General features: G+C 63.9%; 16 protein-coding genes and 1 pseudogene. 11 read left to right on the top strand and 6 right to left on the bottom strand.

Translation table 11 applies throughout. The features are described 5' to 3' along the window. The first annotated feature begins 47 nt into the window (after positions 1 to 47). The 8 genes and pseudogenes from AC3AP7_RS27350 (at position 48) to AC3AP7_RS27315 (ending at position 3,257) form a co-directional block, all read left to right on the top strand. Positions 48 to 287, top strand: coding sequence for a hypothetical protein (locus AC3AP7_RS27350; RefSeq protein WP_487363421.1), 240 nt, complete (start codon positions 48 to 50; stop codon positions 285 to 287). After that, the gene (locus tag AC3AP7_RS27345; RefSeq protein WP_487363420.1) at positions 284 to 556 is read left to right on the top strand and encodes a hypothetical protein; all 273 of its coding nucleotides are present in this window, start codon (positions 284 to 286) and stop codon (positions 554 to 556) included. The genes AC3AP7_RS27350 and AC3AP7_RS27345 overlap by 4 nt, the downstream gene beginning before the upstream one ends. Beyond that, positions 546 to 836, top strand: coding sequence for a hypothetical protein (locus AC3AP7_RS27340; protein WP_487363419.1), 291 nt, complete (start codon positions 546 to 548; stop codon positions 834 to 836). The genes AC3AP7_RS27345 and AC3AP7_RS27340 overlap by 11 nt, the downstream gene beginning before the upstream one ends. Continuing rightward, positions 833 to 1,069 carry a DUF4224 domain-containing protein gene (locus AC3AP7_RS27335; RefSeq protein ID WP_487363418.1) on the top strand — a complete coding sequence of 79 codons (237 nt, stop codon included), beginning with the start codon at positions 833 to 835 and terminating at the stop codon, positions 1,067 to 1,069. The genes AC3AP7_RS27340 and AC3AP7_RS27335 overlap by 4 nt, the downstream gene beginning before the upstream one ends. Before the next feature lie 4 nt (positions 1,070 to 1,073). Then, the gene (locus AC3AP7_RS27330) at positions 1,074 to 2,144 is read left to right on the top strand and encodes a tyrosine-type recombinase/integrase (protein ID WP_487363417.1); all 1,071 of its coding nucleotides are present in this window, start codon (positions 1,074 to 1,076) and stop codon (positions 2,142 to 2,144) included. Between the two features lie 265 nt (positions 2,145 to 2,409). Continuing rightward, positions 2,410 to 2,562, top strand: a pseudogene (locus AC3AP7_RS27325) (Txe/YoeB family addiction module toxin); the annotation flags it as partial. A 22-nt stretch (positions 2,563 to 2,584) separates the two neighbouring features. Continuing rightward, positions 2,585 to 2,923, top strand: a complete 339-nt coding sequence (locus AC3AP7_RS27320; RefSeq protein ID WP_487363416.1) for a hypothetical protein — start codon at positions 2,585 to 2,587, stop codon at positions 2,921 to 2,923. A gap of 94 nt (positions 2,924 to 3,017) precedes the next feature. Beyond that, complete coding sequence (locus AC3AP7_RS27315; protein WP_488324837.1) at positions 3,018 to 3,257, top strand: transposase; 240 nt, start codon at positions 3,018 to 3,020, stop codon at positions 3,255 to 3,257. 69 nt (positions 3,258 to 3,326) lie between these two features. Here AC3AP7_RS27315 and AC3AP7_RS27310 read toward each other — a convergent pair whose 3' ends face one another. From AC3AP7_RS27310 to AC3AP7_RS27290, 5 genes are read right to left on the bottom strand one after another with little or no spacing between them, the layout of a single operon-like run. Continuing rightward, positions 3,327 to 5,000 carry an electron transfer flavoprotein-ubiquinone oxidoreductase gene (locus tag AC3AP7_RS27310; RefSeq protein ID WP_487363415.1) on the bottom strand — a complete coding sequence of 558 codons (1,674 nt, stop codon included), beginning with the start codon at positions 4,998 to 5,000 and terminating at the stop codon, positions 3,327 to 3,329. A gap of 3 nt (positions 5,001 to 5,003) precedes the next feature. After that, on the bottom strand, positions 5,004 to 5,663 hold the full coding sequence (locus AC3AP7_RS27305) for a HutD/Ves family protein (RefSeq protein ID WP_487363414.1): 660 nt from the start codon (positions 5,661 to 5,663) through the stop codon (positions 5,004 to 5,006). Continuing rightward, the gene (locus tag AC3AP7_RS27300; protein ID WP_487363413.1) at positions 5,660 to 6,604 is read right to left on the bottom strand and encodes an electron transfer flavoprotein subunit alpha/FixB family protein; all 945 of its coding nucleotides are present in this window, start codon (positions 6,602 to 6,604) and stop codon (positions 5,660 to 5,662) included. Before AC3AP7_RS27300 ends, AC3AP7_RS27305 begins: the two co-directional genes overlap by 4 nt. Beyond that, entirely contained in the window at positions 6,601 to 7,383 is a 783-nt protein-coding gene (locus AC3AP7_RS27295; protein ID WP_487363412.1) for an electron transfer flavoprotein subunit beta/FixA family protein, read from the bottom strand. The genes AC3AP7_RS27300 and AC3AP7_RS27295 overlap by 4 nt, the downstream gene beginning before the upstream one ends. An 18-nt stretch (positions 7,384 to 7,401) precedes the next feature. Further along, positions 7,402 to 8,589, bottom strand: coding sequence for an NAD(P)/FAD-dependent oxidoreductase (locus AC3AP7_RS27290; protein ID WP_487363411.1), 1,188 nt, complete (start codon positions 8,587 to 8,589; stop codon positions 7,402 to 7,404). A 154-nt stretch (positions 8,590 to 8,743) separates the two neighbouring features. Between AC3AP7_RS27290 and AC3AP7_RS27285 the strand changes: the two genes are divergently transcribed. After that, on the top strand, positions 8,744 to 9,709 hold the full coding sequence (locus AC3AP7_RS27285; protein WP_487363410.1) for a LysR family transcriptional regulator: 966 nt from the start codon (positions 8,744 to 8,746) through the stop codon (positions 9,707 to 9,709). A 29-nt stretch (positions 9,710 to 9,738) separates the two neighbouring features. Continuing rightward, on the top strand, positions 9,739 to 10,539 hold the full coding sequence (gene hutG / locus AC3AP7_RS27280) for an N-formylglutamate deformylase (RefSeq protein WP_487363409.1): 801 nt from the start codon (positions 9,739 to 9,741) through the stop codon (positions 10,537 to 10,539). Positions 10,540 to 10,755: 216 nt separating this feature from the next. On the opposite strand, the gene AC3AP7_RS27275 is transcribed toward hutG, so the two are convergent. Continuing rightward, entirely contained in the window at positions 10,756 to 11,358 is a 603-nt protein-coding gene (locus AC3AP7_RS27275; protein ID WP_487363408.1) for a helix-turn-helix domain-containing protein, read from the bottom strand. 139 nt (positions 11,359 to 11,497) lie between these two features. On the opposite strand from AC3AP7_RS27275, the gene glnT reads away from it, so the two are divergent. Further along, positions 11,498 to 12,892 (top strand): type III glutamate--ammonia ligase, encoded by a 1,395-nt coding sequence (gene glnT, locus AC3AP7_RS27270; protein ID WP_487363407.1) that lies wholly within the window; start codon positions 11,498 to 11,500, stop codon positions 12,890 to 12,892. Positions 12,893 to 12,894: the final 2 nt, after the last annotated feature.

Here is a 12,894-nt window from a genome sequence, read left to right as displayed (position 1 = left end):
GTCTGCCTTGCGGGCTGCTCGCACGACGAATTCCCGCGAGGTGCTGCGTGAGCATACGGACCCTCATTGAGATCAATCACGATCTGCTGGACAGGCTTCAGGAAAGCCCTGAGATCTTCGCGGAGATTCTCGACAGGCTCGGCACTTCCCGTTACAACGCGGAGCTCAACAACGCCAATGACGGTGGCCACCCCCTCGATATCTGGAACGGCGTGCGGATCGTTCACCAGTACCACCACACGACCAATGTCACGGTCAAAACCGAATACGCGGAGGTCAAACTGTGAGCAAGAAAATCGCCCTGGAGAACGCAAGCAGGCTCGCTAGTCTCGGCATTGCCGCCATGGAATACGAAGTAGCACGTCGACAGGCGATATCCGCACGGACCTTGTTTCGCGATGCCCGCAAGGACGATTTTGCGGAACCCGCGGATGTCGCTGAAATCGAGCGCTCCTATCAGTCTGCGGCACGTTCTCGAAAAAACGCACTCGGCCGGTTGCTTCGTGCGATTTCGCGCTATCGCGACTGGCTGGATGGAGTCAACAATGCAGTCTGACCTGTTCGCCGACGAAACGCCGGCCGCGCCGCTCGTCTCCGGGGCTACGGATTACGACGACAGGCTTGCCGCTCTGCCAGAGATCCTGCGTCCGCGTTGTGAACCAGCGCTTCCGAAACCGGATGGCGGCGCGGAACTGGACGCATGGACGCGCCACACCCAGCGGATTTATCTGCTGTACCTCGTCGGCGCGTGCCAGCGGCTCCAGTACCGCGAATCGATGAAAGCGAACATTCCGGGGGTTCTGTTCAAGCTGAATGGATTGGGAGGTGAGTGGTGAGCGAGACGTTTCTGACCGAAGAAGAGGTCGCGGAATTGACGGGAATAAAGATCGGCCGCCGCGGTAAAACGCGCGAAGAATTGCAGGTAGAGTGGCTTCGAACATCCGGCATCCCGTTCTGGCAGAATGCGCGTGGGCGCCCGATAATTCCCAGAACGGCCATCGATGGATCGAAATCAAGGGCGGAAGCGCCGCGGAAAAAATCGGTTCCGCAGGCCCTGTTAGCCGGGTGAAATCATGGGGCGCAAGCCGACTGTGAATCTGCATTTGCCGCAGCGACTGCGAGCGCGCCGCCGCGGCAAAGTGACATACTACTACTACGATCACGGTGGAAAGCCAAGGCGCGAAGAGCCTCTCGGAACGGATTTCGTTCTGGCCGTTCAAAAGTGGGCTCAGATCGAGCAGGCGGAAATGCCCAAGATGCTGTCGCCGACCATCAAGGATGCTTTCGACGCCTACATGCGAGATATTCTTCCACTCAACGCAGCACAGAATCAGCGTGACAAGATGGTTCAAATAGGGCTGCTGAAGGAGTTCTTTGGGCCGTCATTTCTGCTGGACGACATAGAGCCGACCAACGTCAAGCAATACATGCACTGGCGCCACAAGAAAGCAGCCGCATGGTATCAGGCGAAAGGAAAGATTGCGCCAGCCAATGCAGGCCATGTACGCGCGAATCGTGACGTTGAGGTGCTGAGCCATATGTTCAACTTTGCCCGAGAGATCGGCATGACGAAGGCCGCGAATCCTTGCCTTGGAATCTCGGTCAACAAGGAATCGGGCCGTGACGTCTACGTTGAGGATGACCTGTTCGGTAGGGTCTACGCACACGCTGACCAGCCGACCAAAGACGCAATGGATCTGGCGTACCTTTCTGGACAGCGGCCACAGGATACCCTCAACTATGACGAGAGGGATATTCGCGATGGCTGCCTGCATATTGACCAGGGTAAGACGCGCAAGAAATTGCGCATGGAGGTACTGGGAGAGTTGAAGGCCGTGATTGACCGTATCCGGGCGCGCAAGACTACCTACAAGGTCGTAAGCACTGCGCTTGTCGTCAACGAGAAGGGACAACGTATGACTCTTGATACGCTGCAACGGCGCTTCAGGAATGCGCGTCGCGCCGCCGGAGTGAGAGACGCCGACTTCCAGTTCCGCGATCTGCGAGCGAAGGCAGGGACGGACAAGACGGATAGTACCGGCGACATTCGACAGGCTCAGAAGCAACTCGGGCATACATCAGTGACGATGACTGAGCACTATGTCCGCAACCGGCGCGGCGACAAGGTAAAGCCCACGAAATGATACGAAATCGTTCCGCAAAAAATATTCTGGTCCATAAAACAAGGGGCTTTTATGCGCCAGAATCAGGACGTTTGCGGAACGATTTTTGAGTTAAGTTTTTGATTTTGTTTGACTAGTCTGTGGGCTTCAAACCCAGTAGGGGGCGTCAGACGCTCCCTGGTCGGTTCGACTCCGGCTGCCTTCCGCCCCAAGGGCTTGACGGATGTTGCAGGCCTGCAATGTATAGGGCGGATTCAACCGGTCGTCGCGATGTACTTGGTCTGTGCAGCGCTCCCCGTTCGAAGGCATTGGCAAGCCCGAGCCGCTGAAGGAAAACCTGACGGGTTTTGGGTCGCGCCGCGTTGATAAAACGAATTGCCTGGTCTACGAAGTCGCGAGCACGCAAATCAATATCGTTTCGTGCCGCTACCACGACTGAAAGGCAAGAAAAACGTCAAGGCATGTTCGCAACAGATGCCGAAATCGAGACGTATATCGCAGGCCTGAATGGCGGCCCCGGTGAATTTCGAGAACTGATAGGAAGCGGACGCATCGCGCTCGTCCGGCAGGCGCGCGGCCGGGAATATCTTCAACGCACGGATGCACGCGATGCCGAAGATCTGCAGCGGCCGGTACTTGATGCGACGCAGCGTGCAGCGACGGCGGCGGACGTTTCAGCGCGCGAAGCAGCGAAGCAGTCGAGATTCGCTGGTCGCTCGGCCGGAATCGCGATCGTGGGGTGCATCATCACGGCGATCGTCGGGATTGCGAGCGTGCTTGTAACTTGTTGGCACCGATAGAAAAGGATCGTCGACGTTCCGTCAGTCGAGTACTTTTCCGGTGTCGGCATGATTCACCGAAATCAAAGTCGCACGGAAGTATCGTCGGCGCACCGTGGACGAGAAACGCCAGATCGTCGAAGAGGCGCTATCCAGCGGACATTCGGCGGCAGAGATTGCGCACCGTCACGAATTGAACGCGAATCAGCCGTTCGACTGGCGCAAGCAGTATCTGGATGGACGACTTGGCGTGAACGGTCGCGAATGCGCGTTGCTGCCAGTCACCATAATTGGTTCAGTCGTTCGACGTCGAAAATCCGTGCTTGGACTACGCGAACGGAAATTATTTAAGTAATTTTCCGGAAGCCAATCGAGTTCCGTCACACTTCCGCCGATCGAAGAAGGCAGAAGCCGGCGGCGACGCCTACATGTTCGGATAATTCGGCCCGCCGCCGCCTTCGGGCGTGACCCACACGATGTTCTGCGTCGGATCCTTGATGTCGCAGGTCTTGCAGTGCACGCAGTTCTGCGCATTGATCTGCAGCCGGTCCTGGTTCGCCTCGTCCTTCACGAACTCGTACACGCCCGCCGGGCAGTAGCGGCCCTCCGGCCCCGCATATGTGTGCAGGTTCACGTTCACCGGCACGCTCGCGTCCTTCAGCGTCAGGTGCGCCGGCTGGTTTTCCTCGTGATTCGTGTTCGAGATGAACACCGACGACAGCCGGTCGAACGTCAGCTTGCCGTCCGGCTTCGGATAGACGATCGGCTTGCACTGCGACGCGGGCTTGAGCATCTCGTGGTCCCAGTGCTGGTGATGCAGCGTCCACGGCACGTTGCCGCCGAGCAGCTTCTGCTCGATGCCCACCATCAGCGTGCCCAGATAGAGCCCCTTGCTCATCCACTGCTTGAAGTTGCGCGCGCGGTACAGCTCCGTGTGCAGCCACGACGTGTTGAACGCCTCCGGGTACGCGCCCAGCTCGTCGTGCTGGCGGCCCGCCTGCACCGCATCGAACGCCGCCCCGGCGGCGAGCATCCCGGTCTTGATCGCCGCGTGGCTGCCCTTGATGCGCGACGCGTTCAGGAAGCCCGCGTCGTCGCCGACCAGCGCGCCGCCCGGGAACACCAGCTTCGGCAGCGACATCAGCCCGCCCGCGGTGATCGCGCGCGCGCCGTACGACACGCGTTTGCCGCCTTCGAGAAAGGCGCGGATCGCCGGATGCGTCTTGTAGCGCTGGAACTCCTCGAACGGCGACAGGTACGGGTTGGTGTAGCCGAGCCCCACCACGAAGCCCACCACCACCTGGTTGCCGTCCAGGTGATAGAGGAACGAGCCGCCGTAGGTGTCGGTGTCGAGCGGCCAGCCGGCCGTGTGGATCACGAGGCCCGGCTGGTGCTTCGCCGGATCGATCTCCCACAGCTCCTTGATGCCGATCCCGTAGACCTGGGGGTCGCGCCCGTCGCGCAGCCGGAAACGCTCGTGCAACTGGCGCCCGAGATGGCCGCGCGCGCCCTCGCAGAACAGCGTGTATTTCGCGTGCAGCTCCATGCCGGGCTGGAAGTTCGCGGTGGGCTCGCCGTCCTTGCCGATGCCCAGGTTGCCGGTGGCGACGCCCTTCACCGCGCCGTGTTCGTCGTAGAGGATCTCGGCGGCCGCGAAGCCGGGGAAGATCTCGACGCCGAGCGCCTCGGCCTGCTGGCCCAGCCAGCGCGTCACCGCGCCGAGGCTGATCACGTAATTGCCGTGGTTCCTGAAGTTATCGGGCAGCGCCCAGTTCGGCACCGCTTTCGCGCCGGTTTCGGACAGGAACAGGAAGCGGTCCTCGCTCACCTGGACGGTGAGCGGCGCGCCTTTTTCCTTCCAGTCGGGGATCAGTTCATTGAGCGCGCGCGGATCCATCACCGCGCCCGAGAGGATATGCGCCCCGATCTCCGAGCCTTTTTCCAGCACGCAGACGCCGATCTCGACGCCTTTCTGCGCGGCCAGCTGCTTGAGCCGGATCGCCGCGGACAGGCCCGCCGGGCCGCCGCCGACGATCACCACGTCGTATTCCATCGACTCGCGCGGGCCGTATTGCCCGATCAGACTTGCGTCTCTCATTGCTCAACGCTCCGCCGGATCGATCGCGATAGAAACGAGGCGCGCGCCCGGCCCCACCGCGCGCAAGTCGATTTCTTCACTTCGTCCATCAAACCAGATGCCGGTCATCGGCTCGAGCGACACGTCGTTGAGCAGCGCGCTCGCCGCGCTCCACTGTCCGGCGACGCACAAGACGAGATGGGTCGAAGCCACCGTGATCCGCAGCGAGTTCGACGCGACATGGACATTGACCCGCCAGGCGTCGCGCCGCGTCATGACGTTGAGCACGCCGACAGGCCGGGCGGGCACGCTCGCCCATATCAGCAGGTCGCCGGGGAACTGCACAGGCTGCCCTGGGCGCGCGAACCATGCGCCATCCTGCGAGTGCAGATCGACCGCGCCATCGTCGAGCAACAGCAGCGTCCGATCAAGGCCCGGAAACCGCGAGAACTTTGCGGGTCTGTTCAGCGTGGCGAGGCTGACACGCCACTCGACGCCGCCGTCGTCATCGGCTCGCCTGGCGATCGTGCGTGTGGTGCCGCCGCCGTTGGCCCATGCTTCGGGCACGAGCCGTGCACAGTCGAAGAAATGAATCGACTGCTGCGGCACCGGCAAGGGCTTTCCTGCGCCCGCCTTCGGGCGCGGCGGCGCACGGTGTGGATCCGGATGCAGCCGGCTCGTCATGATGCGCTCCGTGCATCGACACGCGCTTCCAGTTCGCTCATCGTCTCGAACAGATCGCCGACGAGCCCGACGTCGGCCACGGAAAAGATCGGTGCATCAGGGTCCTTGTTGACGGCGACGATGATCTTCGAGTCCTTCATCCCTGCCAGATGCTGAATCGCGCCGGAGATGCCCAATGCGAGATAGACATCGGGTGCGACCGTCTTGCCGGTCTGTCCGACCTGGGCGGCGTTGGGCGCGTAGCCGGCGTCGACAGCGGCGCGCGACGCGCCCAGCGCCGCACCGATGCGCCCGGCGAGCGCGCCGAGCCGCGCCATGTTTTCCTTCGACGCCAGGCCACGGCCGCCCGCCACGACAACGCGCGCGCTCGACAGATCGTGGCCGCTCTGTTGCGCCGTCTGGCGTTCCACGAGCCGGGTCCTTTCGAACGCGGGCGGCGCATCGAGTGTCACGATGGATGCGCTGCTGCCAGCCCGCTCGACAGGCGCAAACGACGACGCGCGAAACGTCGCGAACGTAAGCGCGCTTGCGCTTGCGACGGTCGCCAGCACGCTGCCCGCATAGAGGCCGCGCACGAAGCGGCCGTCGCTCGCGAGGCCGGTCACGTCGGCCAGGAACGCGCTGCCGGTCAGCGCGGCCGTGCGCGGAAACGCACCGCGAGCCAACCCACGGTGTGCGGCGGCGACCAGCGAATAGTCGCCGCAGACGGCGCGCAGTTGCGCGGCGAGCGTTTCCGGCACAGGCGCCGGCGTCTCCAGGCCGCCGACGCCGCAGCACAGCACGCGCTCCACGCCGGCGACCTGCGCGGCCTCGAGCGCGGTTTGGGGATCGAGCGCGAGCACGTCGATGGGCGCGCCTCGCTGCGTGACCGCACCGATCACGCGCAGCGTGGCGTCGCCGGGCACGCCCTGATCCGATTCAGCCAGTACCAGAGTTCTCATTCGAGCGCTCCTGTGTGCTCGAACACCCGATGGGCCGCGAGCGCATCGAGCAATGCAGCGGCATGCGTGACCTTGATGCCCGCGTGCCGCGCAGGCGGCTCACGCAGCTCGACAATCCGGCTTTGCGGCGCGAGTGCGACGTTCAGCGTGGCGGCATCGATTGTCGTCAGCGGCTTCTGCCGGGCCTTGACGATACTCGGCAGCGTCACATGCCGGGGTTCCGCAAGGCGCAGGTCCGCGCTGACGACCGCCGCGCCGGCGAGCAGCCAGGTTGCCGTGCCCGCGTCATCGCCGCAGGTTACGCGCCAGCCGGAACCCTCGGCTTCGATGGCGCTCGCGTCGAGCGCCTGCGGCCAGTCGAGCAGGCCGGCGAGCATCGCGGCGACGCCGCCCGTGTCGTCGTCGATGGCCTGCTTGCCGCAGATCACGAGGCCGAATGCATCGTGCGCCGACAGATACGCATGCAGCAGGCGCGCGACGGCGAGCGGGTCCAGCGTCGCGGCGGCTGCGCCCGCGTCGATGAGGATCGCGTTGTCGGCGCCCATCGCGAGCGCCGTGCGCAGCACGTCCTGGCTGCGGGCTTGCCCGCAGGTGATGACGCTTACCTGCGACGCGTGTCCGGCCTCCTTCAACTGCAATGCTTTTTCCAGCGCGCACTCGTCGAAAGGATTGAGGCAAACCTTCAGGCCGGCGGTGTCGATCGCGCCGCCGGCGCCGAGTCGCACGTGCACGTTCGGATCGACTACGCGCTTGACGGGAACGAGAATGGGGATCGTCATGAACGTCGTCTCCGCAAGTCAGGACACCGCGCCCGATCCATACTTGCCAACGAGCAGGGCACCCGTCGAGAAGCGGTCGAGCGCGTAGGGCGCGAGCGATACATCGGTCGGCTGGCCGCACGCGTGCTGTGCGAGCAGCTTGCCGATGCCCGGCGAGAGCTTGAAGCCGTGCCCGGAAAACCCGAACCCGACCACCAGCCCCTCGACGTCGCCGATATGGCCTAGCACCGGGTTCCAGTCGGGCGTCACGTCGTAGACGCCGGTCCACGACGACGCGAGCCCCGCCGTCTCATAGGCGGGGAAGCGCCCGGCGACCTGCGCGCCGACTTCGGCGACATAGTCGAGCGAGATATCGCCTTGTTCGGTTTCCGGCGCATTGAGCGTTTCACCGGCCACCCCTTCGGACACCAGCATCTGACTGCCGCCGTAGCTGCGGAAATAGAGCATGCCGGGCGAGCCGAGATCCTTGAACGCAGGCATGCCGAACGTGTACGCGCCCGCATCGCATTCGAGGGCGAGCACCGTGTGGCGCTCGGGCTTCACCGGCAGCGGCACGCCGATCCAGTCCGCGAGCTCCGGGGTCCAGATGTTTTGCGTGCTGACGAGCGTGCCGCAGCTGAAACGGCCGGCGCTCGTTTCGACGCCCGTCACACGCCGTCCCTCGCGAATCACGCCCGTTACCGTCACGCCTTCCATGATCTTCACGCCGCGGCGACGTGCGGACTTCGCGAAGCTGGTCGCGACGAGATAGGCGTCGGCGAAGCCGGCTTCCGGTTCGTAGCCGATCAGCGCAGCGTCGTCGAACTGTGCGATCGGCAGACGCGCGCGCGCTGCGTCGCGGTCAAGCAACTGCACCTCGATGCCCATCTCCATCTGTGCGGCGAGCGACGCGCGCAGCGATTCAAGCTTCTCGCCTTCGGGCGCGCAGATCATGTAGCCGCATCTGACGAGCCCGCACGATGCGTCGTCGTCGCCGACGTACTCGGCAAAGTGGTTGAAGGCCCACCACGACGAGCGTGCGAGCTCGACGTTCTGGCGAACCGAATAGTGCGTGCGCAGCAGCCCCGACGATTGCGCTGTCGTGCCCGCGCCGATCGTGCCGCGCTCAAGGACCAGCACGCGCGTCGCGCCGGACGCGGCGAGGTGGTGCGCGACCGATGTGCCGATCACACCGGCGCCGATCACGATGAAGTCATAGTGGCTCATGGGAATCCCTGACAAGTCGATGGAGCGAATTCTAGGAAGCCGAAACGCGAGGGAATTTTGTATAAGGCAAACTTATGATGCGTGTCCGAAAACGCTCATCGTGAGCACGGGCGGATTTTGAGCGCGCAGCATCCGGCCTATATCGAGAGTCACGATGAGACGAACCCAAACCCCAATCGATCTGCGCGCGCTGCAGGCTTTCGTCGCCGTGTGCGAGACGGGCTCGATGACGGCTGCGGCGAAGCAGCTCGGCGTGAGCCAGAGCGCGATCAGCCAGGCGGTGTCGGCGCTGGAGCGCGATCAGGGCATGGCGCTGTTCGACCGGGAGAGCCGTCCGCCGCGCCCGAACATTGCCGGACGCGCGTTGCTCGAACTCGCGGGGCCGCTGATCGAGCATGCGCAGATGGTCAGCACGCGGATCGGCGATGCCACGCACGCGGGCACGCTGCCGGTGCGGCTGGGCTGCGTCGATTCGTTCGCGGCGACGGTCGGGCCTGAGCTGATTCGCGCGGTGTCGAACTCGGCGCGACAGATCTCGTTGTGGTCCGGGCTCACGCCCGGGCTGTCGAAGCAGTTGCACGACCGGGAAGTCGATATCGCCGTCTGCACGCAGACGACGTTGAGCGATGCGCGCATCGTCGAAATCCCGCTGTTTTCGGAGGCGTTCGTTGCGGTCGTCGCGCGCAGCCATCTCGCCGGCCGCGCGCAGATCGACTGGCGCACGCTCAACAAGGAGCTGCCGCTGATCCGCTATACGGCGCGCTCGGTGATTGGCCAGCAGGTCGAGCGCTTCGCGCGACATCTCGGCATCGACAGTCCGCGCCGCTACGAATTCGACGCAACCGATCCACTGCTGAGCCTCGTGGCGGCGCGGCTGGGCTTCGCGATCTCGACGCCGCTGTGCCTGTGGCAGGCGCGGCACTATCTCGGCGAAATCGCCGTTTTGCCGCTACCGTCCGGGCGTCTCGGGCGGCGCGACTTTTTTTTGCTGCACCGGCAAGGCGAGTGGGACGACTTCGCGAGCGAGATCGTCACGTTGACGCGCACGGTCATCGATCGCTCGATTCAGCCAGCGCTGGCCCGTGCGTTGCCGCAGCTTCCCGAGGATGCCTTGCGTTGACCACGCCGTTTTTTTCTAAAGAGAAGTCGATGGACGATCTGGATCTGTACACGCTGCAACGCGGCGAGGCGCCCCTGCTGATTTCGATTCCGCATCTGGGCAGCCGGATTCCGCCGGAGTTGCAGCCGCTCTATACGGATGAGGCGCTCACCGTCGCCGATACCGACTGGCATCTCGACCGTCTTTACGATTTCGCTTCGGAATGGGGAGCGACCGTGCTTGGCGCGAAGCTGTCGCGCTATGTGATCGACCTGAACCGGCCGCCGAACGACGAGAGCCTGTACCCGGGACAAACCACGACGGGTCTGTGCCCGACCGGGACGTTTCGCGGCGAACCGGTGTACCGCGCTGGTTGCGAGCCGGACGAACAGCGCAAGCAGCGGCGCGTGGCAGATTACTGGCAGCCCTACCACGACCGGCTGCACGCCGAACTGACGCGCCTGCGCGAGCGACACGAGCACGTGCTGCTGTGGGAGGCCCATTCGATTGCGAGCGTGCTGCCGCGCCTGTTCGACGGCAAACTGCCGGACCTGAACCTCGGCACGCAGGACGGTCGCACCGCCGCACCCGCGCTGCAGGCCGCCGCCGAGGCCGCCGCGGCCGACAGCCCGTTCACCTGGATCGCGAACGGGCGCTTCAAGGGCGGCTACATCACGCGTCATTTCGGCGCTCCGCAACAGGGCGTGCACGCGATCCAGCTCGAGATGTGCCAGTCGGTCTATATGAGCGAGCGCGCGCCGTTTGCCTACGACGAGACGCGCGCGGCGCTCGTGCAACCGGTGCTGCGCCGGATGATGGAAGGCGTGCTGCACGCACTGGCGACGTTATAAGCGGAACTGATGCCATGTCGTAACTCGCGTTGCCGTTTCAGTGCGCCCATGCACTACATTCACGATGGGGCCGCACCGCAGGCAGGCAGCGACAGGGGAAGCAGGATGCTGGAGAAAAGCCGCAGTGGGCCGCCGATGTTTATTGACAGGAACTTTTGATTCTCATTGATAAACATGGCACGGACGTTGCATAACAGAGGTCGGCGGCGGTGCAGCTCACTCGGCGGCGGGCTGGGCGTAGACGAACACCGACAGGAACTGGATCGGGGTCTTGATCAGGCGTTCGGGGCCATGTGGAATGTCGCCGCGGAACGTGAGCGTGTCGCCGGGATGGAGGATGTAGGTTTGCTGGCCGTGGCGGTACTCGATCACGCCCTTGAGCATGTGGATGAACTCGGTGCCGGGGTGCTGGAACACGGGGAAGCGTTCCGATGCGTCGTCCATCGTAATGAGAAACGGCTCGAAGAGCTTGCGGGGGCCCTGGTCGTATGCAAGCAGATGGTAGGTGTGGCCGCGCTGCGTGCCCTTGCGGACGACCTCCATGCCGGCGCCTTTCTTGACCAGCTGCGCGCCGCCTTGCGGGACGTCGAAGTGGCGAAAGAGCGTCGACATTGAGACGCCGAGCGCCATCGCGATGCGGTTGAGCACGTCGAGCCCGGTCGCGGTCTGGGCGTTCTCGATCTTCGAGAGCATTCCGCGGCTGATGCCGGCCTGCTCGGCGACCTGCGCGATGGTCAGCCCGTGAGACTGGCGCAGTTCGCGGATCGTCGCGCCGAGATAGCGTTCGAGCGGTGATTTGCCGTCGTCCTCGTTTTGCATGGATGGCCCCGGAAAAAGGAAGCAAGGTTAGCAGATCGAGACGTTTGCCGACCCCGAAAAGAGATGGACCGATTGCGCGCAAAGAGTTTCCTGACAGGAAATATTTTTGCACATTAATAAATTGTTGCAAGGAGTGGCAATGAACCTGAACGACGCGAGCAAGCTGCCGGTCACCGCCGACGCGCTCGGCAGCGTTCCGCGCTTTGACACGGCGGAAGACGCGCAGGCCTGGCTCTCGCAGCGAGGCGTGAAATACGTGTTGGCGCAGTTCGTCGACATTCATGGCGTGGCGAAGGCGAAGTCGGTGCCGCTCGCGCATCTGAAGAGCGTGCTGACAGCCGGCGCGGGCTTTGCCGGCTTCGCGATCTGGGGCGTCGGCATCGAGCCGAACGGGCCGGACTTCATGGCCGTCGGCGATCTGTCGACGCTCACGCCGATGCCGTGGCAGCCGGGCCTCGCGCGCATCGCGTGCGATGGCCACGTTGACGGCAAGCCGTGGGTCTTCGATGCGCGCGTGACGCTGAAGAAGCAGGTCGCGCGCCTGACCGGGCGCGGCTGGAACCTCTATACGGGGCTGGAGCCGGAGTTCTCGCTGCTGCGCCGTTCGGCATCGGGCGTGCTGGAGCCGTGCGATCCGAGCGACACGCTCGCGAAGCCGTGCTACGACTACAAGGGTCTGTCGCGCACGCGCGTGTTTCTGGAAAAGCTGACCGAATCGATGCGCGCGGTGGGCATCGACGTCTATCAGATCGATCACGAAGACGCGAATGGCCAGTTCGAGATCAATTACACGTACACGGATTGCCTGACGTCGTGCGACCACTACGTGTTCTTCAAGATGGCCGCGTCCGAGATCGCGAACGAGCTCGGGATGATCTGCTCGTTCATGGCAAAGCCGTTCGCGAATCGCCCCGGCAACGGCATGCACATGCACATGTCGATCGGCGACGGCGAGCGCAACCTGTTTGCCGACCCCAGCGATTCGCTCGGTATGGGCCTCTCGACGCTCGGCTACCAGTTCACGGCCGGCCTGCTCGCCCACGCGCCGGCGCTGGCGGCGCTCTGCAACCCGACCGTCAACTCGTACAAGCGGCTTGTCGTGGGCCGCTCGCTGACCGGCGCGACGTGGGCGCCGGCCTACATCAGCTACGGCGACAACAACCGTTCGACGATGGTCCGCATGCCTGGCGAGCGCATCGAATTGCGTCTGCCGGACGGCTCGTGCAATCCGTATCTGGCGACCGCCGCCGTGATCGCGGCCGGCCTCGACGGCATCGAGCGCGAGCTGTCGCCGGGCGAACCCGCCAACGAGAACCTCTACGACTGGACCCCGCAGCAGTTGCGCGAGCACCGGATCGGCGTGCTGCCGCAGAACCTCGCGCAGGCCCTTGATGCGCTCGAAGCCGACCGCCTCATCTGCGATGCGCTTGGCCCGGTCGCCGGTGAATTCCTCAAATTGAAGCGCATGGAATGGCTCGAATACATGCGTCACGTATCGGATTGGGAGCTGAAGAGCTACCTCGAGTTTTTTTAAGG

The sequence above is a fragment of the Paraburkholderia sp. PAMB 6770 genome, from assembly GCF_057748135.1.
This window is presented reverse-complemented; position numbering and strand designations above follow the sequence as displayed.

Coding starts and splice junctions, on each gene's coding strand:
- AC3AP7_RS27340 (WP_487363419.1), top strand. CDS start 546: ATGCAGTCTGACCTGTTCGCCGACGAAACGCCGGCCGCGCCGCTCGTC.
- AC3AP7_RS27330 (WP_487363417.1), top strand. CDS start 1,074: ATGGGGCGCAAGCCGACTGTGAATCTGCATTTGCCGCAGCGACTGCGA.
- AC3AP7_RS27320 (WP_487363416.1), top strand. CDS start 2,585: ATGTTCGCAACAGATGCCGAAATCGAGACGTATATCGCAGGCCTGAAT.
- AC3AP7_RS27310 (WP_487363415.1), bottom strand. CDS start 5,000: ATGAGAGACGCAAGTCTGATCGGGCAATACGGCCCGCGCGAGTCGATG.
- AC3AP7_RS27305 (WP_487363414.1), bottom strand. CDS start 5,663: ATGACGAGCCGGCTGCATCCGGATCCACACCGTGCGCCGCCGCGCCCG.
- AC3AP7_RS27300 (WP_487363413.1), bottom strand. CDS start 6,604: ATGAGAACTCTGGTACTGGCTGAATCGGATCAGGGCGTGCCCGGCGAC.
- AC3AP7_RS27295 (WP_487363412.1), bottom strand. CDS start 7,383: ATGACGATCCCCATTCTCGTTCCCGTCAAGCGCGTAGTCGATCCGAAC.
- AC3AP7_RS27290 (WP_487363411.1), bottom strand. CDS start 8,589: ATGAGCCACTATGACTTCATCGTGATCGGCGCCGGTGTGATCGGCACA.
- AC3AP7_RS27285 (WP_487363410.1), top strand. CDS start 8,744: ATGAGACGAACCCAAACCCCAATCGATCTGCGCGCGCTGCAGGCTTTC.
- hutG (WP_487363409.1), top strand. CDS start 9,739: ATGGACGATCTGGATCTGTACACGCTGCAACGCGGCGAGGCGCCCCTG.
- AC3AP7_RS27275 (WP_487363408.1), bottom strand. CDS start 11,358: ATGCAAAACGAGGACGACGGCAAATCACCGCTCGAACGCTATCTCGGC.
- glnT (WP_487363407.1), top strand. CDS start 11,498: ATGAACCTGAACGACGCGAGCAAGCTGCCGGTCACCGCCGACGCGCTC.